The sequence below is a fragment of the Streptomyces sp. NPDC101776 genome, assembly GCF_044766845.1.
Taxonomy (GTDB): Bacteria; Actinomycetota; Actinomycetes; order Streptomycetales; family Streptomycetaceae; genus Streptomyces.
The window spans coordinates 16743-42681 of the sequence record NZ_JBIWMV010000035.1; the positions used below are offsets into that span (position 1 = coordinate 16743).

A 25939-nucleotide genomic window follows, 5' to 3' on the forward strand; every position below is an offset into this window, starting at 1 on the left:
GCGCACCGAGCGATCCCCGCCCCTCCACACCCGCACAACACACCCGCCGGCCCGGCGTACACCGCCGTCCCCTTCTCCCCCGTGCTCCCTGCCGGCAGCCGGCCATGCGCCTCGGGGAACCCCGTGCGACTGAAGTCGTAGACCCCGGCCGCCGGCTCCTGCATGACTTACTGATCGCAGGCCACGACGACCCAGCAGCGGGGAGTCTCCGTGCCGAAGCCGAACCGTCTGCATGACCGGTGGGGCGGAGGTGGACATCCTTCCGTCACGCAGCGGCGCCCACCCCGCGCCGGCTCGTCGGCGGGCGAGGGCGATAACGGCCTGGACGTGTCTGCAGCCTTCGCCGCGCTTCTCGAGGCAGAAGTCCCGGCCGGGGCCCTCGCGGACGATGCTGGTCTGCGAGCACCCTCCCCTCCGGCTTCGACGAGTTCATGGGAGCCGCACCAGGTGCCGTTCATCGCCACCGGCCCCACTGTCCCAGCCTGGTCGTGCCGAGGCTGCGCGCGAACCCGCCGCACGGGGTGTGAGCTCCGGGCACCTGGGCATGCACACGGTCAAGCCGCTCGACCGGGAGCACCCGCGCAGAGGTGGTGGTGACACAGAGGACCCCGCGTCGCGGGATGCCTCGGGGGCGCGGTCTGCGAAGTGGCAGAGGTCCGGGGGCCCGCCTGTGAGGCGAATCGGCGTGCCGGACATCCACTACGACCTCGGGGGCGGGGAGCAGTACCTGCTGCACCATGCCGGGATCAACGCGGACAAGGCGATCACCCAGGCGCTGGAGGCCGTGGCGTAGTGCGCCCCGCCCGGTCCGGGCGGCAAGACCAGGACACGGCCCCGGCAGATCACGGCCTTCGAAAACCGTTGGCCGCCCAGGGACCGTGTCCACTCCCACCGCGAAGCGGGCAACTGCTCCAAGACGCTCCTCGGGTTGAGCAACGCCAAGGGATTCAACGCTGCCGAAGGACGGTCTGTGGGCTCAGTGGACACCTCTCCTCGCCATTACGTCTTCAGCGATGTGGACGAAACGTTGATCAGCCGCAAGAGCATGTTCGACTTCCTCTCCTTCTACTTCACCCGGCGCTACGGTCCCGAGGGGGCCCGGAGGGCTACGGCTGTCCAGGAGGACCTGGCCGCCCGGGCCGCCGCGGGCGTCCGCCGGGAGGCGGCCAGCCGGACGTACTACCGGTCCTGGGCCGGGGAATCCGCGTCTGGCGTCACCCTCGAGGGGATCCAGTGGCACAGGGAGCGCTCAGCGGACAGCGACTTCTACGTTCCCGAGACATGTGCCGCACTCGCGCGGCATCGCGCAGAAGGGGCGGCAGTCGTGCTGGTCTCCGGGGCCTTTCCCGCAGTGCTCGGACCCATCGCGCACGACGTGGGGGCCGCTCAGGTCCTGTGCACCGTACCCGAGGAGCGCGATGGCGTGCTGACCGGAGAGATCGTCGGCCGGCCGATGCTCGGGACGGGCAAACGCAAGGCGGTACGTGCCCTGCTGCGCGACAACCCCCGCGTCGATCCTGCGGACTGCTTCGCATACGGGGATCACATATCCGACCTGCCCATGCTGGCGGAGGTCGGGCATCCAGTGATCGTCGGCACCAGCAAGGAGCTGATGGCCGCGCTGCCCACGGCCCAGCGCTTGGAGGCAGGGTAGCCGCAAGGGCAGACCAGTCGGGCTGCGCGCTGGGGCTGCACGACCTGACCTTGTTCCTTGTTCCTTGTTCCTTAGCCTCGGGCCCGATCGTGCGGTCACTCTTTGGAGTGATCCAGCTGGTGTGGTCCGGCGGGCGTGAATGTCACTCGCCGTCTCAGCCGACGGGATCTGGCGTGGGAAGAGAGACGCACGGCTTCAGCGTCGGTGAGTACTGGGCACCCCCGGTCGGTCAGGGCACGGCGGTGGCGGCCTGACCGGTCGGGCGCGTGCCGTCGTAGGCGTAGACGTGGACCTCGACCGACGTGCCGGGCTTCGCCGGGACGAGGGAGAGCACAACAACGCGGCCGGCGGCGTCCCGGGCGACCGTGCGCACCCGTACGGAGGAGGCGGGAGAGACGACGACCGTACGGCCGTGGGAGCAGTCGGCGGAGACGGACACGACGCGGGGCGGCGGACCGCCGTCGTGCAGGGCGACGCGGGCGGGAAGCCGGGAGGCGGCCGGAGCGGCGGGCATGCCCCGGGTGGATCTGCTCAAAGACACCGCGCCGATCCCCTCGGCGCCGCTCCAGAACGTGACCCCGCACAGCTTCAGCGGAGGCGCGCCACTGCGGATGTCCGGCCCGGAGCAGCCGGCGGCTGCGGCGGCCACGAGGGCCAGACAGACGGCCGACAGCGTGGTGCGGCCACGGCAGCGCGGAGCTCGGGCCATCGGCGTCTCCTCGTACGGATCGGCGCTTCACGCGCGGTCGGTCCTTGCCGGCCGTTACGGAGACGCCGATGGCCCGACGTTCGTTCACGCGGCGATCGCACACCGCCGAAGCGGAACCGCGTTGACTACCGCTGCCGAAGCAGCCGGGACATCTCTCGTCCTGCGCTTCCCTGCCGCCCAGGAATCGCAACACGCGGTGCAGGGCCTCGCGGGCCACCGTGGTGTCGGGGGCGCGGGGGGCGGTTCGGGGCACGCGCGCGGGCGGCATCCTGGATCCGGTCGAAGCCGCCGACGATCTGGGGAGGGCTGATCGTGAACCGCCCGAACTGCGGGGCCCAAGCCCACCGGGCCGGCCACGGCTCCTGGTACTGCCAGACCTGCGACCCCATCTCCAAACACGCCCCGGAGCCCCGGACAGGGTCACGTACTACGAGGCGGCGACCGGAGCGTCCGTTCAGTTTGCGCATGCGGCTCGAATTCCGTCTGGCTCAGAAATATCTGGAATCTTCCCAAGGTGCCTTCCAGGCATTTCAGGCTGTGTGCACCGGCGACGAATGCGGCACATACCGCTGAAAAGGTCGATGTGGATCGACGTCAAACGCCCACTGACAGTGCACGCGGTGATCAGTCCGGCAGTGCCTTCCGCAGCGCCGCGTCCAGCGTCTTCGCGAGCGCCGCGTCGCTCGGCGGGTCGTCGCCGAACAGCGGGCCCAGCTGGGTGGTGAAGGTCTGGGTGAACGCGCCGTAGAGCGGGGTGCGCGGACGCTGGACCGCCTTGCGCAGCGCGGGAAGCAGGGTCGTACGGGCGTACGCGGGGCGCCCGGCCGCATCGCGGAGCATGCGGCCGGCGCTCTCGCCGGTGGGGGAGGCGGACGGGGTGCCACCGGCGCCGACCGGGCAGGTCACGCTGTCGTCGTCGTAGGCCGAGGTCCGGGTCGCCGCGAACCCGGCGTCCAGCAGACAGCGTTCGCTCTGGCGGCCGGTGAGGTAGCGGATCAACTCGGCCGCTTTCGCGGCCTGTGGGGACGACTCGGTCACCGCGAGGTTCTGTCCGCCGAGCACCGCGCGCCCGGGCAGCGGGGCCACGCCGAGCTGCGCCGTCGAGAACGACTGGGACAAGGAGCCGTAGGCGTACGGCCACTGCCGCAGGAACTGTGTCCTTCCGTCCGCGAAGTCGCTGAGCGAGGCGGCCTCGTCGGAGTGGAGGGCGTCCGGGAGGGTGTACGCCGTCTCGGTGCGGGAGCGGAGTTCGGCGACACCGGCCGTCAACTCCCCCACGGAACCGTCGTAATGACCGTCGTTGTCGGTCAACTCGAAGTCCGGCACCGCCGACGCGAACGCCTCGATCGCGTTGACCGTACGGCCCTCGTAGGCGGCGAGCTGTGTGGTCCAGCCCCCGACCTTCGGCAGCGCTCTGGCAACATCGCCGCTCAGGGTCTGGAGCTGCTTCCAGCTGATGCCCTTGCTGAGATCCGTCTGCCGCACGCCCGCCTTCTGCAGCAGGTCGGGGCGGTAGTAGAGGAGCCCGACATCGCTGTTGAAGGGCACCGCGTACACCTTGCCGCCCCAACGGGCCGTACCGGCGACGGAGGTGATGACATCGGCGTCGATCTCGTCGTCGGGCAGCGGGCGGACGAGGCGGGCGGCGGCGAACTCCGGTACCCAGGTCACATCGAGGTTGACCACATCGTAGGCGGCGCTGCCGGACTGGAGGGCGCCGAGCAGTTGGCTGCGCTGTTCGTCGGCGTTGCCGGGGAGTTCCACCAGCCGGGCCTGGTAGCCCGAACCCGTCTTGCCCTGCTGCCGGTTCCAGGCCTCGATGAGCTGCTCGCGGACCCCGCCCTTGCCGGTGACGTCCCGCCCGCTGGCCACCACGATCACGCCGGGCCCGGAGCCGGAGTCGGCGGGCTGTCGTGAAGTCTGCCCGCCACCGCACCCGGCGACCAGCAGCAGGGGCAGCAACACCGTTGCGCACAAACGCCGTCGAGCCATCAGTCGTCTCCCGTCCCGGTGCGCGCGACCTCGTCGTGCAGGTCCGCGCCGAGGTCGTCGTCGGCGTCCAGACACCGGCCGCCGCTCGCGTCGGAGACCCGCGCGTCCGGCTTGCCCTTGTCGCAGCCGCCGCTGACCAGGGACACCATCGCGACGGGCACCTTCACCGAACGGGCCTTCTTCAGTACGGCGTCGAGACCGGCGCCGGTCAGCCGGTTGTTGTCCTCGTCGTCGGTGACGTACACGATCAGCCGGGGATGCTCGTCGTCGGCGCCCCGGTGCGCCATGTAGTCGAGCGCGGCGAGCAGCGCGGCATGCGGATCGGCCTCGGCGTCCTGGATGTCGGCCTTGTGTGCGATGGCGCTCTCCGCGTCCGCGCGCTGATGCCGGGCGAAGGAGAGCAGCTCGGTGTAGGAGTGCCCGCCGGTCAGCCCGGAGACGCCCCACACCCCGTACTCGTCGTTGCTGTCGAGGCCGCCGAGCCCGCCGAGGGACTGCTTCAGCAGCCCGGGTCCGCCGCTCGCCCCCTCCCAGAAGGCTTCCATGGAACCGGAGTCGTCGATGAGGAAGAGCACCCGGCCGGGCCCGTTGGCACCCCGGTAGGCGGCGAGCTCGGTGTCCATCTGCCCCGCGTTGGGCCCGGACACCGGACCGGGTGTCCGCTCCACCCCGGGGGCGACCGAGCGGGTGTCCAGCAGGACCCGGTCACCGGTGGCCGAGCGGAACCCGTCCGCCGCGAACACGGCCAGTCCCCCGTTCCCGGTGAGCCAGGTGTGGAAGTCCTCGGCCGCCGCGTCCCGCGCCGACTGGTCACGGGTGGCGCCCTGCCAGCCGACACGGACGTACGTCGGCTCGATGCCGGACGTGTCGTCCGGGTACTCGGCGATCCGGCGACTGCGGGTCGTACGGTCGCAGCCGACCCCGCTCTTCAGCAGGAACTCCGGGACCAGCGCGGCCGTCCGGTTGTCCACGACGTCGTCGTCGGGCAGCGTGCACAGCAGATCGGCGGCGGTGGGGGAAGGCGGCCCCGGCTGACGCACCAGGCCCTCCGCGGTGTCCGGTTGGGCCACGTCCCGGTACAGGCCCATCGTGGCGAGCAGCGCCGCGTCGGTGAACTCCGGATCGGGCCGGGCGACTTCGGCAGCGGAGTCCCGGCCGCGCAACTCCTTGATCAGCTCGCTGAGCTGATGCCCGGTACGCAGGGCCTCGGGGGCGGCGATGCCCTCGGGGACGGCGAGCACGAGCGGCGAGTAGGCGAAGGGCGCGGAGTCCGGGGTGAGCGTGACGACGGAGTGCGGGTCCGGGTGGGCGGTGACCCGTCCCGTGTCGGCGGCCGAGGCGGGAATCCAGATGTCCGGCTGCGGACCGACGTCCCGCTGCGGATCGGTGTCGGGGTCACGGGGTTCCTGCCAGGCCGCGGACTGCCGGCGCAGCGCGGTGACCGCGGCGGCGGCACCCGCGCTGTAGACGGTGATCCCGCTGCGCCGGCAGCCGTCGCCGGTGGTGTTCGCGTCCGACGTCAGATAGGCGTCGGACGCCGCGCGCACGGTGGACTCCAGGTCCGGGTCGGTCAACAGCCGCAGTTCGAGGGGCGGACCACAGGAGGGGGAACCGGCGGCGAGGGTGTAGATGCCGTAGGAACCGAGTCCGGCGGCGGCGAGGGCCAGGACGAGGGTGATACGGGTGGCGGTCCCGGAGACCGACCGGAGGCGGCCGATCCGGGTGACGACCGCGGCGGCGCAGGTGCGCAGGAAGGTGCGGAGCACTTCCCGGGTCCGCCGTAACACCGGTGTTCTGAGCGGATGCTGGGGCCGGGAAGGCGGAACCGGAGGCGGAGCCAGCAGCGGTGCCGGAGGTGAGGGCGGGGGTACTTTCCGTGCTGTCAGGAGCACGTCCTCGTCGCTCTCCGCCCGTCCGCGCGGGTCCCAGGGATCACCGCGCACGGTCCTGTGGCTGCCGGTGCTCATCAACTGCCGTAACTCGCGGGAGAGTTCCCCGAACCACACCTCCTCGTCCCGGTCGAGAAGCCGTACCAGCTGCTCGGTGAACGGCGTCGGTGTCCTCGGATCACCCGCGTCGATACGGTGGTTGGCCTGCACGCTCGTCAGCAGCAGCACGCGCCGCTTGTCCCGGAAGTCCTCCCAGACCGAGCCCGCGTTCCCGGCGAAGCAGCAGTCGAGGACGACCACGATCCGCTCGGCCCGGCTGGTGGCGAGCACGGACAGCACGGTGGTGAACATCTCGGCGCCGGGAAAGACGGCGTGCGCGCCCGCGATCACGCTCGCGTTGCGCATCTGCAGAAACAACTCGTGGCCCGCCATGGGAATGGCGCCATGACCGGCGAAGTACAACAGCAGCAGGCCCTCGGACTCCTGGACGGCCGTCCGCAGCGCGTGGTTGAACTCGTCGAGCGTCGGCGACCGGACCGCCCTGACCTCGTGCTCGCCGAACACCCGCCCCTGGGTCAGCACATCCCGCAACCGGTTCACGTTGTGCTTGACGGCCGGAAGATCGCCGGGCACACCGTGCGGCGGCTCGGTGACGTCGTACTCGGACACACCGACCAGCAGCGCCCGGTTCACCTTTCCACGCGGGTCGAAGGCGGGCACGGGGCTACCCGTCGTCGTCGGGGTTCGCCACACGTACATCGGCCCCCGGCGACGGCCCGTGCTCGACATCGCGCCGGTTGGCGCGCCAGGCGTCGACACCCCGCCTGATGTCCTGCACCAGCTGGCTGAAGACGGGTCCGGCGGCAGCGCCGACCAGCACCACGACGATCTCCGACCCGACCCCCATCGGCACACCGGGTCCCGGCTCGCTCGACTGCCCCTCGTCGATCCGCAACCGGTTCGCACGCAGCAGCTCTTCGAGCGGCTCCTCCCGCGCCAGCCACGCCATCAACGCACCGACATCCCGCTCACCGGCGGTTCTGTCCAGCCGGATACGGATCTCCCGGTCGCGCTCCCGGTCACTGTCCTGGTCGGCCACTCCATCCCCCTCAGCCATAACTCACCATCATGGCACCACTGTTGACTATGGGGGAAGGTACAAAGCGTGCGGTGGATCTCCCGGGTCATCGCAGCGATCACGGGAATGAAGTACCGCAGTCCCCCATGCCCGTGCGTCATGGCGCGAAGGTGCTCGCGCCGCTCGGCCGCGGTCGCTGACCCCTGAGGCACGGCCTCGTTGAGCTGCAGGGCGCCGTGGCCCTCCGGGTAGCGCGTGCAGTCAGGCGCACCGCCTGGTCCGAGAGCGTCACATACGTAGCTCTCGTGACCGGCGACGGGCGGACAGGAGGCCAGAAACGCGGTCAGGGCATCGTTGGTGCCGGCGTCGATGACCATCCCCTCTTCCGATTCGGCCTGCGGGCCGCGCTGGACAGTGCCGGGGACATCACCGTCGTCGGCGAAGCAGGTGACCTCGATGAGGCGGTGCGCACGGTGCTGGAGACCGGGCCGGACGTCGTCCTGATGGATCTGGAGCTGGGCGCGCCGGGTGCCTCGGGGATCGAGGCGACCCGGCGGCTGTCGGTGGCGGCGCCGGCGGTCTCGGTGCTGGTGCTCACCATGTCCAAGGACGACGACCATCTGCTCGCCGCCATACACGCGGGCGCTCGCGGCCATCTGGTGAAGGGCGCGGGCCGGGAGGAAGCGCTGGGCGCCGTGCGGACCGCGGCAGCCGGCGGTGCGGTGTTCGGCGGCGAGGCCGCGGAGCGCATCACGCGGCTGCTGACCGGGGCGGGGCGGGCCCGGAACCCCGAGGTGCTTCCGCAACTGACAGCGCGGAAGCGGGAGATCCTCGACCTGGTGGCACGAGGGCTGACCAACCACCGGATCGCCCGCCAGCTGAGCCTCGCCGAGAAAACCGTCCGCAACCATGTCTCCCGCGTCTTCGACAAGCTGCAGGTCACCTGCCGCGCGGAGGCGGTAGCCCGAGCCCGTGACGCGGGCCTCGGACAAACCGCCCCCGAGCACTGACCGGCTATCCCTCCACGGGACCGACCGTCACCTCCTGTTCCCCGCAGCACACGGCCGACGTGGACTCCTCCAGCTCCTGCGCCTCGTAGTCCTCCAGCTCCACCAGCTCCACCAGCCCGTCAGCCCGTCAGCCCGTCAGCCCGTCAGCTTCGTCGAACTCCCCGCTGTCCTCCAGTGCCGCGAAGAACGCCACCACCGGCGGGTTTCCCTTCAGCAGCGGCAGCGGGTCGACCGTCGCGCCGGAACCGTTGCGGCCCCTGCGGACCTCGAAGTGCAGGTGCGGGCCGGAAGAGTTGCCAGTGCTGCCCGACAACCCGATCCGCTGCCCTGCCACGACCTTGGCGCCGACCCCGGCCAGACGCTTTTCGAGGCGTGCGTACAGGGTGAACACACCACCTCCGTGGGACACGATGATGTGGTGACCGTAGGACCGCTCCATGTCGACGGACCTGACTACGGCACCCTCGGCTGAAGCGAGAACAGGGGTGTTCCTCGGCAGGCCGAAGTCGACCCCGGTGTGGTGACGGGTGTAGTCGGAGCCGGTGAAGCCCCGGATGATCCGGAAGCTGCCCCAAAACGGCGTGTAAAGCGTGGTCATGACCATTGCCTCCAACGGCGTGAAGGGCCCTCCGCCGGTGCGGCGAGCGCTTGGCCATGACCGTTCCGCGCCCGGCGTCCCGGGCACCTGGGAGCACAATCCCCTCCCTGCCCAACACTGTTCCCAGGACCCCGCCCCCACCCCATCGCCTGACGGTTCGCCGGATACAACAGCAACATCCGGGAAAACGGCGTGCACTGCAACGCAGATCCGACAGCGAAGGCCATCTCAGGGAACGGCGTCTCGGCTACGGCACCACGGCGGACCACTCTGTCCGTCATCGAAGAAACCATCGTCCGCCTGATCGTGGAGAGGCTGCCCAGCGGCGGGGTGAACAAGCGGGTATGGCTGTGTTGGCCAGGCACCGGCGCCACCGAGACTGACGTCAACCGCTGCCGTCAGCCCCTCTCCCCCGCCGCTTCAACACCGGTGCGGCCAGCAACACCTTCTCTGCCCAGCGGGCCTGGGTAACGGCCGGGCTGCACATCGCAACCGTGGTTCGGCGGAACCTTCAAAAGCGGGCTGCCGGGGATGGTGTCCGGGACGGCCACCACCGCGTCAGCCGATCACTACGTGGCAGACCACAAGCGCCGACGCCACAGCGCTGCAGCTGACGGCAGAAAGTGGGCGGCTGTTCGGGTCAGAAACCCCGCGCCGACGCCACCGAGCACGGCCAAGTGGATGGTCAGCGCTGATACGAGCGGACCGCAGGTCAAACGACCTGAGCAGGGGTCCAGGACCCGTCGCAGCCCATCTGCGGCACCGCAGGCCAACGGCACACGGTCACCGCAACAATCGTGCGACCTCACACTTGGGTCCACGTCTGGCTCACATGCGGTACCGGCGATACCATCGGTACCATGTCGCAGCCCAAAGCAATGAATCTACGTTTTCCCGATCCGGCCCAGCGGGCCGCGATCGAGGCCGCCGCACGGCAGGAGGGCGTCAGTCTGCAGGAGTACATCCTGTCCGCCGCCTACACCCGCGCCACAGCCGTAGAGGCCCGTTTCCTCGATGCCTTCAAGGAGTCGGTCTCCCGCAGCGGCGACGCGTTCGCCGAAGCGGCCGGCACGGCCGGTCCCGGCGGGGAACTGCGCGCCGCGGAACTGGCTGCGCGGCGCGGTCTTGAGGAGCAGCACGAGCAGGGCCACGCCGCGTGACACAGCACGAACCCCTCCACCCTCTCGATGTGACCTTCCTGCTGCACGCCGCCGAGGTACTGCCCGGGGACCCGCAGGTGGACGACTACGGCCCCCTCTACGCAGCCGTCGCCCGGGTCAACGCCCGGGCCCTGGAACGCGACATCTACGGGTCCCTGTACCTCAAGGCGGCCGCCCTGCTCCAGACGCTGGTGAGGCTGCCGTGTCTGGAGCACTCCAACGAGGCCTTCGCCTGGCACTGCGCGGAGGCCTATCTGGCGCTGAACGGGAGCCGTCTCGACTATCCGCCGAAGGAGGCAGTCAGCCTGGTACGGGACGCGGCTTCCGGTGCGATGGGTGTTGGCCTGATCGGCCGTCAGCTGCGGGCATGGAGCGTCTCCTGACCTCGCTGGTGTCGTGAGCTCCCTCTCCGTGGTTCACCGTCTCGCCCCGTCCTCACAGGGTGAGACGAACGTGTCGTATAGACCTCAGATGTATCCGAGCCTGACATGCCCAGAAGCCGCGGACCTGTCGATCTACAGCGCCGAAGGTCTTGGCCTTCGAGCAATGCTCATGACCTGTGGATCGACGTCGGGGAGACATGAGAAGGGGCCGCCGCACTGGCCATGGTCTTCAAGCTCATCGAGTCCGCACAGGCCCGGTGGCGGGCCGTGAACGCACCCCATCTCGTCGCTCTCGTCCGCGCAGGTGCCCGCTTCGAACGCGGCCAGCTCATCGAACGACCCGAGACCCTCGCGGCATGAACAACTCCAGCTGCAGAAACACAGATCTGCCTGACTCAGGAGTCGGGTCGCCCGCCTGCTTCTAAAGGTCCGCTACGAGAAGTCGGTAGCCGACGTCCAGGGTGTCGCGGTCAAGCAGGTCAGTATGGTGTGCCTGCCACAGGCCGGAAGACAGGTCGCTGGACAGTCGGCCCAGGCCCGGGCGGAGGACCTCCTCGCCGGTTTCGGCGAGCATCGATATGCCGGCTCGCACGTCCGGATCGAGGTATGCCTCAGGTCGGCGCCAGAAGGCAGCGCCGAATCCGTCGGTGCAGTCGTGCGGAATCGGGACCGTCTCGATACGGGCGCCTCCCAGCAGCGCAAGCAGCCGGTCAATCAGAACAGCGCGTGCGTCGACGAACGCGGCTACCTCCGGCAGGTACTCGTCCAGCAGCCAGAACCTGCGGAAGACGGCCTGGTCCCACGTGAAGATGACGACACGCTGCCGGGCGATCCGGAGGAGTTCTTTGATGCCGGCTTCCAGGTTCGTCCAGTGGTGCACGGTCAGCAGGGCCATCGCCGCGTCGGCCGAGTCGTCAGCGATGGGGATCGACTCCGCGGATGCCTGTAGGGCCCGCGCGGATCCGGCCGGACGTTGGGCGATCATCACCGCACTGGGTTCAACCGCCAGCATCGTTTGCGGTGGTTCGTAGGAGCCAGCGCCAGCACCGACGTTGATGACAGTGCCGACATCGCCGAGCGCCTCGTGGATCTTGACAGCCAACCGATGGTCGGGGCGTCGCGTGTGATTGTAAGTCGCACCGATACGGTCATACGTCGCCACGACGGACAGTATGTCTCGTCGCTCACCACCTACCGTTGCTAATGAGCCATCCACAACTCTAGACGACTACTCCGGTACTTCCGGGATCCCTAGGTCCTCCCACTCCAGGTCCAGGTTGCGTCCCGCCGGCTCGTAGCAGACGGGGTTGCGCAACAGTTCTTCATCGCTCTCGGGCTCAACATCGTCTTCGCACTCACTGTCCAGCACGGCCCAGCTCCCTTCGGCGAACACAGCACGCACTATCCATTGTGCGTTCCCACTCACGGGTGCATGCGGAGTCCGTCGAGGATGAGCGCGAGCATGTGGGGTGCTCGGTCCTCGGGGCTGGAGGGGGCGCGCCACATGGCGCCGGTGAGCTGGAGGAAGTCGCCTGGGTCGGCGTCGGGGCGGATGCTTCCGTCTCTTTTGCCGGCGTCGAGGAGTTCTGTGATGGCGGCGATGACCGGCCCGTAGCTCTGCTCGGTGATCGCCTGGTGCGCGCCCGGGCCGAGGGCGTCGCCGAGGCCGTGCTTTCTGCGCATGGCCTCGACGAGGTCGGCCGTCCAGTGGCGGAGTGCTTCCAGCGGCGGCATCCGGGCCAGCAGGTCGGGCACAGTGCCGGTGATGCGTGCCACTTCGTCCTGGTAGACGGCCAGGACCAGTGATTCACGGGTGGGGAAGTTGCGGTACAGGGTGCCCGCGCCGACTCCCGCGCGCTGGGAGATCTGGTTCATCGACGTGCTGCCGTCCGCCGCGAGCGCTTCGCGTGCGGCGGCGAGGATGCGCGCCCTGTTCTCACGGGCGTCCGAGCGGACCACGAGACCTCACCTTGCTAAGTGGAGAGTTCTCCACTACGTTAAATGGAGAGTTCTCCACCTACTCTAAGGAGCGTCATGCATTACATCAAGCTCGGCACGACCGGCCTCGACGTATCCCCGATCGCGATCGGCGCGATGACCTACGGCGAGCCCGACCGCGGGCACCCCGTCTGGTCGAAGGGCGAACAGGACGCGCGCCCGCTCATCCAGCACGCGCTGGAGGCGGGGATCAACTTCTTCGACACCGCGAACATGTACTCCAACGGTTCCAGCGAGGAGATCCTGGGCCGCGCCCTGAAGGAGTTCGCCGACCGCGACGAGGTGGTGATCGCGACCAAGCTGCGCCATCCGATGCGGCTGGGACCCAACGGCCGCGGCCTGTCGCGCAAGGCGGTCATGACCGAGGTCGACCATTCGCTGCGCCGCCTGGGCACCGACTACATCGACCTCTACCAGATCCACCGCAACGACCACTCCACCCCCTGGGAGGAGACCCTCGAAGCCCTCAGCGACCTCGTGAAGGCCGGCAAGGTCCGCTACCTGGGCGCGTCGTCCATGCACGCCTGGGAGTTCGCGAAGGCGCTGCGCCTGCAGAAGGAGCACGGCTGGGCACGGTTCGTGTCGATGCAGGACCACTACAACCTCCTCGCCCGTGAGGAGGAGCGGGAGATGATCCCGCTGTGCCTGGACGAGGGCGTCGGCACCATCATCTGGTCGCCGCTGGCCCGCGGCCGCCTCACCCGCGCCTGGGACGACGCCCGCTCGACGGTGCGCTCCGAGACGGACGGCGCCTACGCGGACCTGCTCTACTCGCCGGCCGAGGAGGCCTCCAACCACGTGATCATCGACGCCGTCGGGAAGGTCGCCGCCGCACACGGCGTCAGCCGCGCACAGGTCGCGCTCGCCTGGCTGCGACGCCAGCCGGTGATCACCGCGCCACTGGTCGGCGCCGGCTCGACCCGGCAGATCGACGAGGCCGTGGCCTCCCTCGACATCGAGCTCACCAACGACGACGTGCGCGCCCTGGAGGCCCCGTACACCCCCCGCTACGACTGGCAGGGCGTCTCGGACGAAGCCGAGATGGAGGCCATCCGCCAGCGCGTGCCCGGCATGGCTCTCGCATGAACCCCATCGTCCGCTCCGGCGCTGCTGCCCGCGCCGGAGCCCTCCTCATCCTTGTCGGCCCGCTCGTGTCCTGGGCCGCCGAGTTCATCACCGCCGCCGCTTGGCAGGACCCGCCGTACTCGCCCCTGTACAACTGGGTCAGCCACCTCGGCCTGACCGGCCCTCCGCAGACCGCGTTCGGGCAGGTCGCCAACTCCCCCCTCGGTGCCGTCATGGACACCGGCTGGGTGATCTACGGCACCCTTCTGATCATCGGCACGTTCCTCGTGTTCGACCCGCGCAAGGGCACCCGACCGATCATCATCATGGTCCTCGCCGTCCTCGCCGGCGCCGGAGTCTCACTCGTCGGCATCTTCCAGGGCTCCAACGCCAACGTCGACAACGGCCTGATCGCCTTCCACACCGTCGGCGCGCAGGGCGTCATGCTCGCCGGCAACATCATGGCGATCGCCGTCGGAGCCGGCGGGACCCGCATCGGTCTCACCAGGGGCCGGTCGCTCGCGAGCATCACCCTCGGCACCGCCGGGCTGATTGCGTTCCCCCTCTTCATGACCGACGTGTTCACCGGCTGGATGTGGGACATCGGCCTGTTCGAGCGCGCCGTGATCTACCCGATCATGATCGGCCACGCCCTCCTCGGAAGCAGCGTGGCCGCCATCCAGCGGCATCGTCCGACGCACCCGCCGGCACCCCTTACTGCACGAGTCGCGAGCTGAGGAGAGACAGATGGCACGAGTACTGGTCACCGGCGGAACAGGATTCATCGGGAGCTGGTGCGTGACGGCCCTGCTCGACGCCGGGCACACCGTCCGCACCACGGTCCGCGACCTGCAACGCGAACCGGCGCTGCGGTCATGGCTGCACGCGGCCACACCGTTCGACGACGACCGACTCACGGTCGTACGCGCCCACCTCGAACACCCCGACGGCTGGGACACCGCCGTCGCCGGCTGCGACTTCGTCCTCCACGTCGCCTCGCCGACCCTGCGCCACACGCCGGCCCACGACGACGACCTGGTAGTTCCGGCACGCGAGGGCGTCCTGCGGGTGCTGCGCGCAGCACGCGACGCCCGCGTGCGCCGGGTCGTCCTGACCAGCGCCTTCGGCGCCATCGGGATCGGGCACCCCCCGCGCTCGACCCCCTTCACCGAGGAGGACTGGACCGACGTCGACAGCGACATCCCGCCCTACCAGCGCTCCAAGACACTCGCCGAACGCGCCGCCTGGCAGTTCGTCCAGGACGAAGGCCGCGGTCTGGAACTTGCGGCTGTTCATCCCGTGGGGGTCCTCGGCCCCCTGCTCGGCCTGGACGACCCGCCGTCCCTGCGTCTGGTCCGCAGAATGCTCGAGGGACAAGTACCTGCGTGCCCACCCTTCGGGATGGGCTTCGTCGACGTGCGCGACGTCGCGGATCTGCACCTGCGCGCGATGACCGATCCGGCAGCCGCCGGCGAACGCTTCCTCGCAATCGCCGGGCACAGCCTGCGCGTCATCGACATCGCACGCATCCTGCACGACCGCCTCGGTGAGCGCGCCGCGAAGGCCCCGACCCGTGAACTGCCCGTGTGGCTCGCCCGCACACTGGGCCTCGTGAACCCGGAACTGCGACTGCTCAAGCACCAGCTCGGCCGGGATCTCGACGCCACAAGCACCAAGGCGGAGAAACTCCTCGGATGGCGAGCGCGTCCCATCGAAGACACCATCGAGGACACCGCCGAGAGCCTCCTCGCCCACGGCATCGGGACAAAGACCGCCTCGTAACCGACCGCCGCGGCAACCTTCCGACGGCCGGGTGACGGCGTTGACGTCGCGGCCGGGCAGAGGTGGCCCTGCTCGCCGGCGGGGCCATGATGATCAGTCCCGTTCGTGCTCTCGGGAGAGCTGCTGGCCGGTGCGACGGGAAGTCCGGCGGGTGATGTGGCTGCTCATCAGGGTGGTGGCAGCCCACGTGATCAGCGACTCGCGCCCTGAGTTGCCTGCAGCGCACCCTCGACCATCCCGTCGGGGCCGCCCACGCAGACCGCTTTCCGTCCGTAGAGCGGCCTGAGGTTCCCCCGGGATGGGATGTGGCGGGCGCGGCCCCCTTGGGCCGGACCCGCCGGGAGGGCGGAGGCCGAAAGCGCGCGGTGGATCTCGATCCTGGACTGCGGCCCGCCCTGCTGGCCCTCGTCGAGCCGGACATGCGCGGCGATCCGATGTCGCCGCTGCGCTGGACGACGAAGTCGACCCGTCACCTGGCCAGCGTGCTGACCGGGCAGGGCCACCGCATCGGCTTACCGGTCCGGGCCCGGTGGTGTGCCGTTCCTCGCGGTGCTCCAGCACCAGCAGCTCTACGACGCCGCCTTCCCCGCCCGGTGGCGGGCCCGGGTCCTGGCGGCCGTCGCCGGAGAGGACACCGGTCCGGACGGGGTCGAGGCCGCCGCGCTGCGTGCTGCTGCGCCCGAGGGGCTCGACGCGGGCGCCCTGTCCCGGCAGCAACTCGCCCACTGGCTGCATCCGTTCGAGCTGCGCGCCCTGCCGCCGGGCGAGGCGCTGCTGCGGGTCGTGGTCCGCTCGGCCCGCCTCGACGGCGCGTGGTCGGTCTGGCCCTCCACCCGGGCCGAGGCCGGGGAACTGGTCGACGACTCCTTGCCGACGGCGCAGAACATCGCCGGGGCGTACGCCGTGAACGCGGCCATCGAGGCGGCCGATCCCCGCCACACGACCGCCCGCCTGTCCCCCGAGCGGATCACCCGGCCATCCACCCGCCCCTAACCAGGCGGCAGGGGAAACCCATCACCCACGCGGCGGATTGCCGTCTGGGTGACACACAGGATGGAGTGCGACGGAGGCGTTGCGTACCGTAATCGGGTGTGCAACACCCGCACTGCGGTGTTGCACACCGCAGCCTCACCAGTAAGTGCGGCGTTTACCCAGGCCACATAGACCTGCGGCAAGATCGTTGCCAAGTGCGTTGCATGCAACGTGGGCATCCGCGCACAGCTCCGCTACCCGACCGGCCCGGTGATGTCGTACGGCTCGGGCATCCGCCGCTCCCGCCGCCTCCGCAATTTTTCCTACTTCAATCAGACGGCCGTCCGAAACGCGTTCCAGGCGCGGCCAACCGCCCCCGCTACGTCCTACTTCTCCTCCGGCTCCCAGGCGCGGAGCAGGTCGAGCAGCCCTGCGTCTCCGTCAACGTGCAAGGAGTCCGCCTGGATCCGGTCGTACAGGTAGAGGACCAGCTCACTGGCCGTGCCGTGGACGGAGGCGCCGGCTGCGTCCGAGTCCTCACCGGTCGCGGCGGTGGGCGCGGGGACGCGGGTGGTGCGCGCGCCGTCGCCGTCGACGGTGAGGCGCCAGGAGCGGCCCTCGGCGGCGTGGAAGTCGAAGGCCGTGGGCTTGTGCGGCCAGGCACTCGGCGTCGCGCAGACGGTGAACAGGAACTCCTCCACACCGTCGAGTGCCAGCTCGACCGGCAGCGGCTGCGGGGCGCCCCCGGCGAGCTGGGCGTCGTAGGTGTGCACCGCGGTCTCCTGGACCCGGTGCCGGGCGGTGCCGCCGGCGGTCTGCGGTGACTGCGACGCGGGCCACCACGTCCAGCAACCGCTCTCCGGTCCCGCCGCGCGCAGGGCGCCCAGCAGAAGCTGCGTCGACGAGTCCAGCCAGGCCAGCAGGGCCTCACGCTCCTGCGGCACTTCCAGCGCGGCGCGCGCGGCGACGGCCTCGGCCGGGGGCGCGTCGGCGGGCCCCGCGCCGACGATGGCGGCCCAGAAGCGGTCTCCCCCGCCCAGGTGCTTCACCAGATCGAACAGCGTCCACCCAGGGCAGGTTGGCACCTGTGCGTCGAGACCGGGCGCGGCGGCGACCACGGCGCGGAAGGCGGTCGACCGTTCATCGATCAGCCGCAACAGGTCGGGGAACTCAAGGTTCTCTTCCACGCCGGATGTCTATCACCGTGCTCGGTTGATCGGACAGCGATTTTCACAGTCGCCGCCGGTTGGCCAGCGGCCCCATTGCGGAGCCACGAAGAACATGACTCGGGGGCGTTTCATCACGTCCCCGGAGATGTCGTAGCCCTTCTTCCGCTGGTGCCTAGATGTCGCCGACAGAGAACTGGTCGATCGTCGCCGCGTAGCCGGTGACGCCGCCCAGTACGCATCCCGCGCCGAGCTCGATCGGATTGCTGGTGGTACGGCCGTTGGCGCGCGCGGTGCCTCCCGCGAAGGTGCCGGTGGCGATGGAGCCGCCCTCCAGGGAGAAGGACTGTGCGTCGCCGCGGAACGTCGACTGGTCGATGGCCGTGCGGCTGCCGTCGTTCCAGTCGATCGTGACCCTGGCGTAGCCGGGTCCGAACGGGCCCGGACAGGCGGCGGTGAGCGAAGCTTCGACGCGGACCGTGCCGCCGGTGATCTTCGGGTGCTCGCGGGAGGAGCAGATGCCCATCTCGCCGCTGGCGGTCAGCCGCACAGTGTTCTTGCTGAACGTGACGCCGGGGTTGAACTGCACGTTGAGGAAGCCGCCGTTGCAGGTGATGTCACCGGGGCCGGGGTCGGACGGGGCGGCGGCCATGGCCGGGCTGAGCGGGGACAGGGCGATCACCGCGGCGACGGCGACCGCCGCCGACATGAGGGGACTACGCATGTCAGGGGCCTCGTTCCACTTGTGGGATGGGAGCGGACCCCGGTAGCCAACCCAGTTGCCGCGTGTATCGGCGCCCGCCCACGCTCGAAGGCCCCGCCATGCCACCCGCACGGCGCACCCCGCAGCGGGGGAAGGGGAACCTCCACGGTCCGGCGCGGGACAACCACGCGCTGCGGGCCGTGATTCAGCAGGTCAACGTATGCCGTCGGCTGCTGCCTTGCGTACGTTCCCGCAGTCCGCCACGAGAACGAGAACGATCCCTCCTCGACGGCGATCGGCGTCGGGGTTTCCTCTCCCCCTGGTGCAGGAGTGGTGGGGTCAACAGGTGCGCGGGGCCTGGTGGATGGGGCAGCGTAATGGCCAGCGGGGCCATCCTGGGCATCACCAGCACGGATGGAAGGCCCCGCAGGTCCGCAACGCGCTGATCACGCCGACCGCTCATCCCGGCCCAGACGCCGTCATAGGCTCCGGTGCGTTGTGGGCGTGACGGTAGGCCAGTGGTGACAGGCCGAGGTGCGTGTGGAAGTGCTTGCGCAGGGCGACGGGGTCGCCGAAGCCGGAGGCGGTGGCGATCCGTGCGACGGTCAGGTCGGTGGATTCCAGCAGCAGGCGCGCGTGCGCCAGCCGTCGTTGTGCCAGCCACTTCAGCGGGCTGCTGCCCACCTCGCCGCGGAAGCGCCGGGTGAAGGTGCGCACGCTCATGTGCGCGTGCCGGGCCATGTCCTCCAGTGTGATCGGCTCGGTCAGTCGGTCCAGCACCCACTGGCGGGTCGCCGAGGTGGAGCGGTCGGTGTCCTGCGGTACCGGGTGCTCGATGAACTGGGCCTGGCCGCCCTCGCGCCATGGCGCCACCACGCAGCGCCGCGCGGCGGCCGAGGCCACCGCCGCTCCGTGGTCCAGACGGACCAGATGCAGGCACAGGTCGATGCCGGCGGCTCCGCCGGCGGACGTCAGGATGCGTCCGTTGTCGACGAACAATACGTCCGGATCGACCTCGACGTCGGGGAACAGCCGCGCCAGTTCGTCGCACAGCATCCAGTGTGTGGTGGCCCGGCCGCCGTCCAGCAGACCGGCCGCCGCGAGCAGGAAGGCCGAGGTGCACAGGCTGACGATGCGGGTCCGCGGCCCGATCCGGTCCAGCGCCGCGGCGAGTTCCCCGGGAAGCGCGCCGGTCGCGAGCAGGTCCTCGCCGGGTTCCTGCGTGGCGAGGACGACGGTGTCCGCGCTCTCCAGCACCGACTCGTCGTGGTCGACGACGATCCGGTAGTCCTCGTGCGTGCGCACCGGCCGGCCGCCGAGGGAGAAGGTGACCACGGAGTACAGAGGAGTCCCGTCCGGCTTACGGGCCTCGTTGAACACTCGGGCCGGGATGCCCAGATCCAGCGGAAGGACTCCGTCGAGGGCGAGAACAGCGACACGATGCGACATGGCTGGAATGGTACGACAGGTGACCCTCCGGCCACTCACCCGCCTTGGTAAGCACACGCCACTCTTCCTTCAGCGGGGGACGCGGTCCCCCGCTGAAGGAAGAGCAAGACAGACATGAGCGAGGACATCATGAGCGGGAACACCATGCGGGCAGTCACCATCAGCGAGTTCGGCGGAGCGCAGGTGCTGACCGTCGAGGAGGTCGCGCGCCCCGAGCCGCTGCCGACCGAGGTGCTGGTGCGGGTGCACGCCGCCGGGATCAACCCGGTGGACTGGAAGACCCGCGAGGGTCAGGGAATGGCGGGGCTGCAGACGCTCCCGCTGATCCTCGGCTGGGACGTCTCCGGCGTCGTCGAGGAGGTCGGCTTCGGCGTCACCACCCTGAAGGTCGGCGACGAGGTGTACGGCATGCCGTGGTTCCCGCGCGCCGCCGGCGGCTACGCCGAGTACGTGACCGCCCCGGCCCGCCAGTGGGCCCGCAAGCCGGCCGCCCTCGACCACGCGCACGCGGCCGCCGTGCCGCTGGCGGCGCTGACCGCCTGGCAGACCGTGGTCGACACCGCCCACGTCCAGGCCGGCCAGCGCGTCCTGATCACGGCCGCCGCCGGCGGAGTGGGCCACTTCGCGGTCCAGTTCGCCCGGCACCTGGGCGGCCACGTGATCGCCACCGCCAGCGCCGCCCGCCACCCCTGGCTCAAGGAACTCGGCGCCGACGAGACCATCGACTACACCACCACCCACTTCGAGGACGTCGTCAAGGACGTCGACGTCGTCATCGACCTGGTGGGCGACGCCCACGACAACACGAGCACCCGCTCGCTGAAGGTCCTGCGCCCGGGCGGCCTGCTGGTTGCCGTACCGTCCGGTGTCTCCCCGGACCTGGCCCGGGCCGCCGAGGCGGCCGGCGTGCGCCTCACTGCGTACCTGGTCGAGCCGGACGGTACCGCGCTGACCACGATCGCCGGCCTGATCGACGCCGGTGAGGTCGCCGTCGAGGTGGAGGAGACCTTCCCGCTGGAGCAGGTCGGCACGGCCCAGGCCCACGTCCAGGCCGGCCGCACTCGCGGCAAGGTCGTCCTCACCGTGACCGACTGACCATCCCTGCAAAAAGTTAGGAGCAGCACCGTGTACTACGAGATCCGCCGCTACCAGGCGCAGCCCGGGCGCCGTGAGGAGTGGGTCCGCTACATGGAGGACGTGGTCATCCCGTTCCAGGCCTCGCTGGGCATGGACGTCACCGCCTCCTTCGTCGACGCCGGGGACGAGGACGGCTACGTGTGGATCCGCCGGTTCGAGGACGAGGCCCAGAGCGAGGCTCTGTACGCGGCCGTGTACGAGCACGACCGCTGGAAGAACGAGATCGGTCCGATCGTCTACGGCCTGCTGATCCCCGAGAAGTCCGTCGTCACCCGTGTGGTCCCCACCCCGGCCTCACCCCTGCGATAACCCGGCTCACGGCCTCTTCATCCGCCACCGCACAGCGACAGCGACAGCAACAAAGGAACCATCATGAGCACCGAGACACTCCAGAAGTCGGCCCCCGCCTCGTCCATCACCCAGGCCGCCGCCGGCGCACTCATCGCGGCGGTACACGCCGCGGCTGCCCGGATCGGCTTCACGGCGTCCATCGCCGTCACCGACCAGGGCGGACATCTGAAGGCATTCGACCGCGCCGACGACGCGCCCTTTCTCACCGCCGAGGTGGCCCTCGACAAGGCCTGGACCGCGGCCTCCTTCCGCATCCCCACCCACACGTGGAACGACTTGCTCGCCAACCCGCAGATCGCGCCGCTGGGCGGCCACCCTCGTGTGATGGCCGTCGGCGGCGGCTACCCGATCATCGAGAACGGCCAGTACGTCGGAGGGCTGGGGATATCCGGTGGCACCTACGACCAGGACCAGCAGGCCGCCGAGGAGGCCCTCGCCGCTCTCGGGTTCGAGCTGCCCGGTCTCTGACCGGCCACGGAGGGTCGGCCCGTGGCTGACGGGCGCCAGGCCAAGCCACAGACCGACATGTGCGCCGTCACTGATGGCTGCAGCCATTGCCCTGATCAGCCGGCCCCCCGGCAGCCTGCGTCCTGACGTCGCGCGGCCGCCGGCCGCGGTGGCTCAGCGGGTGGAGAGGGACGCCGAGCGCCCCGCGTCCGTAGCCCGCCCGCCGCGCCGAGGGCGAGCAGGGCGCCCCGGGTGGTGGTGACGGCCGCACAGTTGTGGGCGGCGTAGGTGATGAGACCCGTGAGAGTGTCTACGCCGTCACCAGCCTCGACGCCCACCAAGCCGGCCCCGCCGACCTGGCCGCCGCGATCCGCGGGCACCGGGGAGTGGAAAACTCCTCGCACCACATCAGGGATGTCACCTTCTCCGAGGACGCCTCCACCGTCCACGCCGGGACGCACCACGGGCCATGGCAACCCTCCGCAACCTCGCCATCGGCGTGCTGAAAACCCTCGGAGCCGACAACATCGCCAAGACCACCCGGGCGATCCGCGACGAGCCCCAACGAGCACTCCCCATCCTGGGCATCACCAACGATCCGGACACCTACGGAACTTGATCAAGCCCTGTGTGCCGGCCGGCCGCCACTGGCGTTCGGCGTTCTTGAACTCCCCGACGACTTCCTTCTTTTTCGTGTCCACGCTGACCACCGGCTCGCCGTCCGCCTGATGGTTTTGGGCCTGGTCGTTGATGTACCGGAACTGCGCGTCCCGGTCGGGATGCTGAGCACCCTCAAGGGTTTCGGCATTGGCCTGCAGACTGAAATCGTTCTCCCGCAGCAGCCTGCCCACGGTCGGCGCCGAAGCGGCGTGGCCCTGCCGCGTCAGCTCCCCGGCCAGAGACCGCAGCGACTTGGTCGTCCACCGCAGCGGCGACATCGGATCGCCCCGTTCATCCGGCTCGACCAGGGCCAGCAACGCCGGAACGAGCAGCACGTCGAGCTCTTCGGCACTCTTGCGACCGCCGCCGTCCCTGCGGACACGGCCGTCAGGCAGCGGATCCTCACCGCCCTCCAGCTCGAAGACGCCCTTGCGCACCGTCGTCTCGCTCACCCCTGCTGCATACGCGACGGCCCGGACCCCGCCGTGCCCCAGCAGCCAGGCCCCGGCGGCCAGCGCCAGCCGCTGCTGCCGCTCATTCAGATGAGGGAACAACACCCCGAATCTCAGGGCGAGTTGGTCACGGACCTCACTCGGTATGGGCAAACCACATCAACGACAGAGAGACCGTGAAGCAACGTGTTGATTCTTTACGGGCCCTTAGCCAGGCCGGCCGAGGGGCGTCACCTGGACCCGGTGGGCGCGCTGACGCGTCTCGGGGCGGCCGACGAGTAATCGGGTTCCGATCTGTGCAGAAAGTAGGTGTGGCCGGTTCTCTGCTCCTCTCGTTCATGGGAATGTTCGGAACCCTGATCGGCAGTGGTCTGACGGGTTTCTTCGCTCTGCGGTCGGAGCGCGCCAATCAACAGGCTCTGGAACAACAGGAGGAACGCCAGTCACGTCGGCGGGAAAGGCTTGAGGAACTCGATCTCCGCCTGGAGCACCACCGGTGGCGTCGAGAGCATCGGAAGGCGATCTACGAGGAGTTCGCTGTGAACTCCCAGACGGCCCGGATCGCCGCTCTCGACTATCACCGATGCTGCCTGCCCGGTGGTCCGGAGGCTGATCAGCGTGAGGAGATCCGGCTGCGCGGCAGGCTGGCGTACCGGGAGGCGCTGCAGACCTCCTGCGCGGTCGAGCTGCAGGGACCCGAGGAGGTGGCCGCGCGGGCGGGTGACTGCATAGCCAGCCTCAGGGACCTGCTGAACTGCGCAGAGGAGCACGAGGCGAGGTCCGCGGCAGGGCCGTTGAACAGCGCTGATGTCATGGACATGGACCAGCAGATCACAGCGTGCCTCGATGACGCACAGCGCGTGCTGCGGCTCTTCATCCGCGCCGGACGCGAGGCCCTGGACCGGCCCACACCGCCCGGCTGAATCCGGCTCCCAGGCAGGGCTGGTTCAAAGTCCTGAGGCTCGTGGAAAAGTGCAGGTCGTTGGGGTGTGACGATCCGGTGGAAGACCGTCACGGACACAACGAAGCTGCGGTTGACGGGGTGACCTTCCCAAGTCGCCCTGCCCGTCCGGAGCTTCGTTGTGTCCGTGACGGTCTTCCACTGTCTGTCTGGCCAAGTCGCCCACTGTCGCCCGGTGCGGCGTGAGCGGTGTCGCCGAACGGCTGGCCGTTCTTCGTGATCCCAGAGACCGGCGGGGACGGCGCCAGTCGACCAACTGCGCCTGCTGTCCGCCGGAGTGACCCCTCGATCAGGCCACCGCTGGCTGAGGCTCTCTGACACCGCCCGCGAGTTCCTCGAACCCGCAGCCCTCCTCGAAGGGTGAACGACGAGGCCTGAGCCCTGAGCATCGACGCCACCGAGCGGGACGCGCTCACCCAGCAGCTCGCCGACTGCCCCGGCCAGCCGGTCACCGTCACCCTCGCCCGGTGAACCACGGGCTGTAGTACCAGGCAGGCCCGGGGCACCCGCGGGCCAGGGGCCCTGGCAGCCCTCGTACGCTTCTCCGATCGCTCACAGCGGAGGAGACGACGCAACCGATGATCGCCAGCTTTGTGGGGCTCGTGGTGATCCCCATGGTCATAGCCGGGCTGGCCCGGTGGGCGGCGGCAAGGAGGCTGCGCGGCCTTGCGGCGGGCCGGGCCGTGCACTTCCGCTGCCGACTCGGCGGCCGCAAGGGCCGACTGCTGGTCGACCCACGCCTCGACGGGCCCGTCTTTCTCGACCGTTCCGGGAACGTCACCGCCCTGCCACGCGGTGGCGAGGCCCTGGACGCGACAGTCTCCACCAACGGCCGGCCCCCCTTCGAGAAGGTCGACCTGCGCTACCGGACACCCGAAGGCCAGGTGCTGCGGCTGCGTTTGGCCACGCACGATGCGCGGACCCTCGGCGCCTGGCTGGGCGAACAGACCCGCCCGGTTTCCGCGCCCGCCCGACGGCTGCTTCTGCCGGTCACGCCGCTATGGGCGGCACTCGCCCTCGCGGCGTCCCTGTTCGTGGGCCTGGCCACCGCGGACGTCGCGCTGCTCGGGAAGCACACCGCCGCCGAGGTCGTCCGTGTGGACCAGGACGACGACAGCTGCACCGTCGGCTGGGACGGCGGCGCACAGCGGGCGGCTGTGGACTGCGCCGCGACAGACGTCCGCTCCGGCGACCGCATCCGGATCACCGCCCTGCCCTGGCCTTTCCTGGGTGAGGCCGTGAACACGGGAACCGCCCTGAGTGTGGTCGCCGTGCTCGGAGGCGGCCTCGGCCTGCTCGGCCTGGGCGGTGCGTTGATAATCAACCCGCTGGCCTGCACCCGACGCGTCCGGCTGGCGCGCCGGGCCCGGTCGGCGATCCCCGCGCAGGCGGCCGCGGGCGGCGAGGCGGGCGAGGACAAGTGGCCCGCCCTCGATGGCGACCTGAGCTACGCGAGCCTCGCCGCCGCGGCCCGGCACGGCGATCGACATCGCCCGGGCCCCCTGGTTACCCTGCCGCGCCGCGGTTTCGGCCGTACGTCCATATCGCCGCGCATCTGGGTGCTGACCACCGTCCTGGGTACTGGCGCTTGGTACTTCCTGGGGTTCTCCTCCGCCGCCATCCTCGACGACCACTTCTCCCTGGGGCACTGGCGCTTCCTCGTGTTCGGCACGGTCGGCATCGCGTCCCTCGCCCGGATCGGCTGGGTCGCGACCGACCGCTCCGCCTTGTGCGGTCCGGTACTGCGTGCCGCGCGCTCGGACGCCGGGAAGGGCACATGGCAGCCCATGCGCTACGTCCGTCTGTGCCGGGATCCCGGCGAGATGGCGCTGGTCCTGTTCCGGCCGGAGGGCGGCGAGGTGACAGCACCGCTGTTCCTCCAGCCGATCTCCCGATCCCGTGGCAGTGAGCGCCGCACCGTCGGCGGTCCCGCTCCGGTCGGCGAGGCCCTGGTGCTCAACACCGGCGTGGGGCCGCTGATCTGCGAGATCGACGGCGTCCGCTACCTCCCCAGAGGCCGTGCCACCGAAGCCGCGACCGACCCCGCACGAACCCGCGACGAACTGCGCAGCTTCGCCGAGAACCACCTTCGGCCGGCCGGACGGAGCTAGGCCGTGTGTCGAAAGTAGATCTTGGGCTGTGAATGATCACCTTTCGTGACTCCTCCCCCGGCTGAAGCCGGGGGCTTCTCGTTACGCCGGGTTGGCGTTGCGACGGACCAGCCCGGCCCATGGGGCGGGGAGATCTCACGGACGAGCAGTGGGCGGCTTCGTGTGTCTGAGACAAGCGGAACCGGCGATCTGTGACGTTCTGTAACGGGAGC

The 25939-nt window shown here is 70.0% G+C and carries 24 protein-coding genes and 3 pseudogenes; 16 read left to right on the plus strand and 11 right to left on the minus strand.

What is annotated here, in order from left to right; genetic code table 11:
• Window positions 1-928: 928 nt before the first annotated feature.
• Window positions 929-1654, plus strand: coding sequence for an HAD-IB family hydrolase (locus ACIRRY_RS49190; protein WP_403986821.1), 726 nt, complete (start codon window positions 929-931; stop codon window positions 1652-1654).
• A 229-nt stretch (window positions 1655-1883) separates the two neighbouring features.
• On the opposite strand, the gene ACIRRY_RS49195 is transcribed toward ACIRRY_RS49190, so the two are convergent.
• From ACIRRY_RS49195 to ACIRRY_RS49210, 4 genes are all read right to left on the minus strand, one after another.
• Window positions 1884-2363: a hypothetical protein gene (locus tag ACIRRY_RS49195; RefSeq protein WP_403986824.1), complete on the minus strand. Its 480-nt coding sequence runs from the start codon at window positions 2361-2363 to the stop codon at window positions 1884-1886.
• A gap of 624 nt (window positions 2364-2987) precedes the next feature.
• Window positions 2988-4355, minus strand: coding sequence for an extracellular solute-binding protein (locus tag ACIRRY_RS49200; RefSeq protein ID WP_403986827.1), 1368 nt, complete (start codon window positions 4353-4355; stop codon window positions 2988-2990).
• Window positions 4355-6964, minus strand: coding sequence for a caspase family protein (locus tag ACIRRY_RS49205; protein ID WP_403986830.1), 2610 nt, complete (start codon window positions 6962-6964; stop codon window positions 4355-4357). Before ACIRRY_RS49205 ends, ACIRRY_RS49200 begins: the two co-directional genes overlap by 1 nt.
• Before the next feature lie 4 nt (window positions 6965-6968).
• Window positions 6969-7361, minus strand: coding sequence for a hypothetical protein (locus tag ACIRRY_RS49210; RefSeq protein ID WP_403986833.1), 393 nt, complete (start codon window positions 7359-7361; stop codon window positions 6969-6971).
• A 266-nt stretch (window positions 7362-7627) separates the two neighbouring features.
• Here ACIRRY_RS49210 and ACIRRY_RS49215 point away from each other — a divergent pair, with 266 nt between their 5' ends.
• A complete protein-coding gene (locus ACIRRY_RS49215) occupies window positions 7628-8332 on the plus strand; it encodes a response regulator (RefSeq protein ID WP_403986836.1) in 705 nt (234 codons plus the stop codon).
• 127 nt (window positions 8333-8459) lie between these two features.
• On the opposite strand, the gene ACIRRY_RS49220 is transcribed toward ACIRRY_RS49215, so the two are convergent.
• The gene (locus ACIRRY_RS49220) at window positions 8460-8930 is read right to left on the minus strand and encodes a M23 family metallopeptidase (RefSeq protein WP_403986839.1); all 471 of its coding nucleotides are present in this window, start codon (window positions 8928-8930) and stop codon (window positions 8460-8462) included.
• Window positions 8931-9790: 860 nt separating this feature from the next.
• On the opposite strand from ACIRRY_RS49220, the gene ACIRRY_RS49225 reads away from it, so the two are divergent.
• The 3 genes and pseudogenes from ACIRRY_RS49225 to ACIRRY_RS49235 all read left to right on the plus strand — a co-directional run.
• On the plus strand, window positions 9791-10090 hold the full coding sequence (locus ACIRRY_RS49225; RefSeq protein ID WP_403986842.1) for a DUF1778 domain-containing protein: 300 nt from the start codon (window positions 9791-9793) through the stop codon (window positions 10088-10090).
• A complete protein-coding gene (locus ACIRRY_RS49230; RefSeq protein ID WP_403986845.1) occupies window positions 10087-10473 on the plus strand; it encodes a fic family toxin-antitoxin system, toxin component in 387 nt (128 codons plus the stop codon). Before ACIRRY_RS49225 ends, ACIRRY_RS49230 begins: the two co-directional genes overlap by 4 nt.
• Window positions 10474-10680: 207 nt before the next feature.
• Window positions 10681-10833 (plus strand): annotated as a pseudogene (locus tag ACIRRY_RS49235) (IS256 family transposase); the annotation flags it as partial.
• Between the two features lie 61 nt (window positions 10834-10894).
• On the opposite strand, the gene ACIRRY_RS49240 reads toward ACIRRY_RS49235, so the two are convergent.
• Both ACIRRY_RS49240 and ACIRRY_RS49245 read right to left on the minus strand, forming a co-directional pair.
• The gene (locus tag ACIRRY_RS49240) at window positions 10895-11635 is read right to left on the minus strand and encodes a methyltransferase domain-containing protein (protein ID WP_403986848.1); all 741 of its coding nucleotides are present in this window, start codon (window positions 11633-11635) and stop codon (window positions 10895-10897) included.
• 260 nt (window positions 11636-11895) lie between these two features.
• On the minus strand, window positions 11896-12432 hold the full coding sequence (locus ACIRRY_RS49245; RefSeq protein ID WP_403986851.1) for a TetR/AcrR family transcriptional regulator: 537 nt from the start codon (window positions 12430-12432) through the stop codon (window positions 11896-11898).
• A 75-nt stretch (window positions 12433-12507) separates the two neighbouring features.
• Here ACIRRY_RS49245 and ACIRRY_RS49250 point away from each other — a divergent pair, with 75 nt between their 5' ends.
• The 5 genes and pseudogenes from ACIRRY_RS49250 to ACIRRY_RS49270 all read left to right on the plus strand — a co-directional run bounded on the left by ACIRRY_RS49250 (window position 12508) and on the right by ACIRRY_RS49270 (window position 16311).
• Window positions 12508-13557 carry an aldo/keto reductase gene (locus ACIRRY_RS49250; RefSeq protein ID WP_403986854.1) on the plus strand — a complete coding sequence of 350 codons (1050 nt, stop codon included), beginning with the start codon at window positions 12508-12510 and terminating at the stop codon, window positions 13555-13557.
• Window positions 13554-14273 (plus strand): DUF998 domain-containing protein, encoded by a 720-nt coding sequence (locus ACIRRY_RS49255; protein WP_403986857.1) that lies wholly within the window; start codon window positions 13554-13556, stop codon window positions 14271-14273. The genes ACIRRY_RS49250 and ACIRRY_RS49255 overlap by 4 nt, the downstream gene beginning before the upstream one ends.
• A gap of 10 nt (window positions 14274-14283) precedes the next feature.
• Window positions 14284-15318 (plus strand): NAD-dependent epimerase/dehydratase family protein, encoded by a 1035-nt coding sequence (locus tag ACIRRY_RS49260; RefSeq protein WP_403986860.1) that lies wholly within the window; start codon window positions 14284-14286, stop codon window positions 15316-15318.
• A gap of 308 nt (window positions 15319-15626) precedes the next feature.
• Window positions 15627-15827: pseudogene (locus ACIRRY_RS49265) on the plus strand (ISAzo13 family transposase); the annotation flags it as partial.
• Between the two features lie 25 nt (window positions 15828-15852).
• Window positions 15853-16311, plus strand: a complete 459-nt coding sequence (locus ACIRRY_RS49270; protein WP_403986863.1) for a hypothetical protein — start codon at window positions 15853-15855, stop codon at window positions 16309-16311.
• Window positions 16312-16676: 365 nt separating this feature from the next.
• On the opposite strand, the gene ACIRRY_RS49275 is transcribed toward ACIRRY_RS49270, so the two are convergent.
• The 3 genes from ACIRRY_RS49275 to ACIRRY_RS49285 form a co-directional block, all read right to left on the minus strand.
• On the minus strand, window positions 16677-17477 hold the full coding sequence (locus tag ACIRRY_RS49275) for a maleylpyruvate isomerase family mycothiol-dependent enzyme (RefSeq protein ID WP_403986866.1): 801 nt from the start codon (window positions 17475-17477) through the stop codon (window positions 16677-16679).
• A gap of 154 nt (window positions 17478-17631) precedes the next feature.
• Window positions 17632-18180 (minus strand): hypothetical protein, encoded by a 549-nt coding sequence (locus tag ACIRRY_RS49280; RefSeq protein WP_403986869.1) that lies wholly within the window; start codon window positions 18178-18180, stop codon window positions 17632-17634.
• Between the two features lie 438 nt (window positions 18181-18618).
• Complete coding sequence (locus ACIRRY_RS49285; protein ID WP_403986872.1) at window positions 18619-19608, minus strand: GlxA family transcriptional regulator; 990 nt, start codon at window positions 19606-19608, stop codon at window positions 18619-18621.
• Window positions 19609-19737: 129 nt separating this feature from the next.
• Between ACIRRY_RS49285 and ACIRRY_RS49290 the strand changes: the two genes are divergently transcribed.
• The 4 genes from ACIRRY_RS49290 (at window position 19738) to ACIRRY_RS49305 (ending at window position 22162) form a co-directional block, all read left to right on the plus strand.
• Window positions 19738-20703 carry an NADP-dependent oxidoreductase gene (locus ACIRRY_RS49290; protein WP_403986922.1) on the plus strand — a complete coding sequence of 322 codons (966 nt, stop codon included), beginning with the start codon at window positions 19738-19740 and terminating at the stop codon, window positions 20701-20703.
• A 30-nt stretch (window positions 20704-20733) separates the two neighbouring features.
• Window positions 20734-21054 carry an NIPSNAP family protein gene (locus ACIRRY_RS49295; RefSeq protein WP_403986875.1) on the plus strand — a complete coding sequence of 107 codons (321 nt, stop codon included), beginning with the start codon at window positions 20734-20736 and terminating at the stop codon, window positions 21052-21054.
• A 63-nt stretch (window positions 21055-21117) separates the two neighbouring features.
• A complete protein-coding gene (locus tag ACIRRY_RS49300) occupies window positions 21118-21564 on the plus strand; it encodes a heme-binding protein (protein ID WP_334586781.1) in 447 nt (148 codons plus the stop codon).
• A gap of 448 nt (window positions 21565-22012) precedes the next feature.
• Window positions 22013-22162 carry a hypothetical protein gene (locus tag ACIRRY_RS49305; protein ID WP_402516218.1) on the plus strand — a complete coding sequence of 50 codons (150 nt, stop codon included), beginning with the start codon at window positions 22013-22015 and terminating at the stop codon, window positions 22160-22162.
• 13 nt (window positions 22163-22175) lie between these two features.
• Here the strand turns inward: ACIRRY_RS49305 and ACIRRY_RS49310 are convergent.
• Window positions 22176-22808 (minus strand): annotated as a pseudogene (locus tag ACIRRY_RS49310) (ISAzo13 family transposase); the annotation flags it as partial.
• Between the two features lie 158 nt (window positions 22809-22966).
• Between ACIRRY_RS49310 and ACIRRY_RS49315 the strand changes: the two are divergent.
• Window positions 22967-23578 (plus strand): hypothetical protein, encoded by a 612-nt coding sequence (locus ACIRRY_RS49315; protein WP_403986878.1) that lies wholly within the window; start codon window positions 22967-22969, stop codon window positions 23576-23578.
• Window positions 23579-24194: 616 nt separating this feature from the next.
• Window positions 24195-25727, plus strand: coding sequence for a hypothetical protein (locus tag ACIRRY_RS49320; RefSeq protein ID WP_403986881.1), 1533 nt, complete (start codon window positions 24195-24197; stop codon window positions 25725-25727).
• Window positions 25728-25939: the final 212 nt, after the last annotated feature.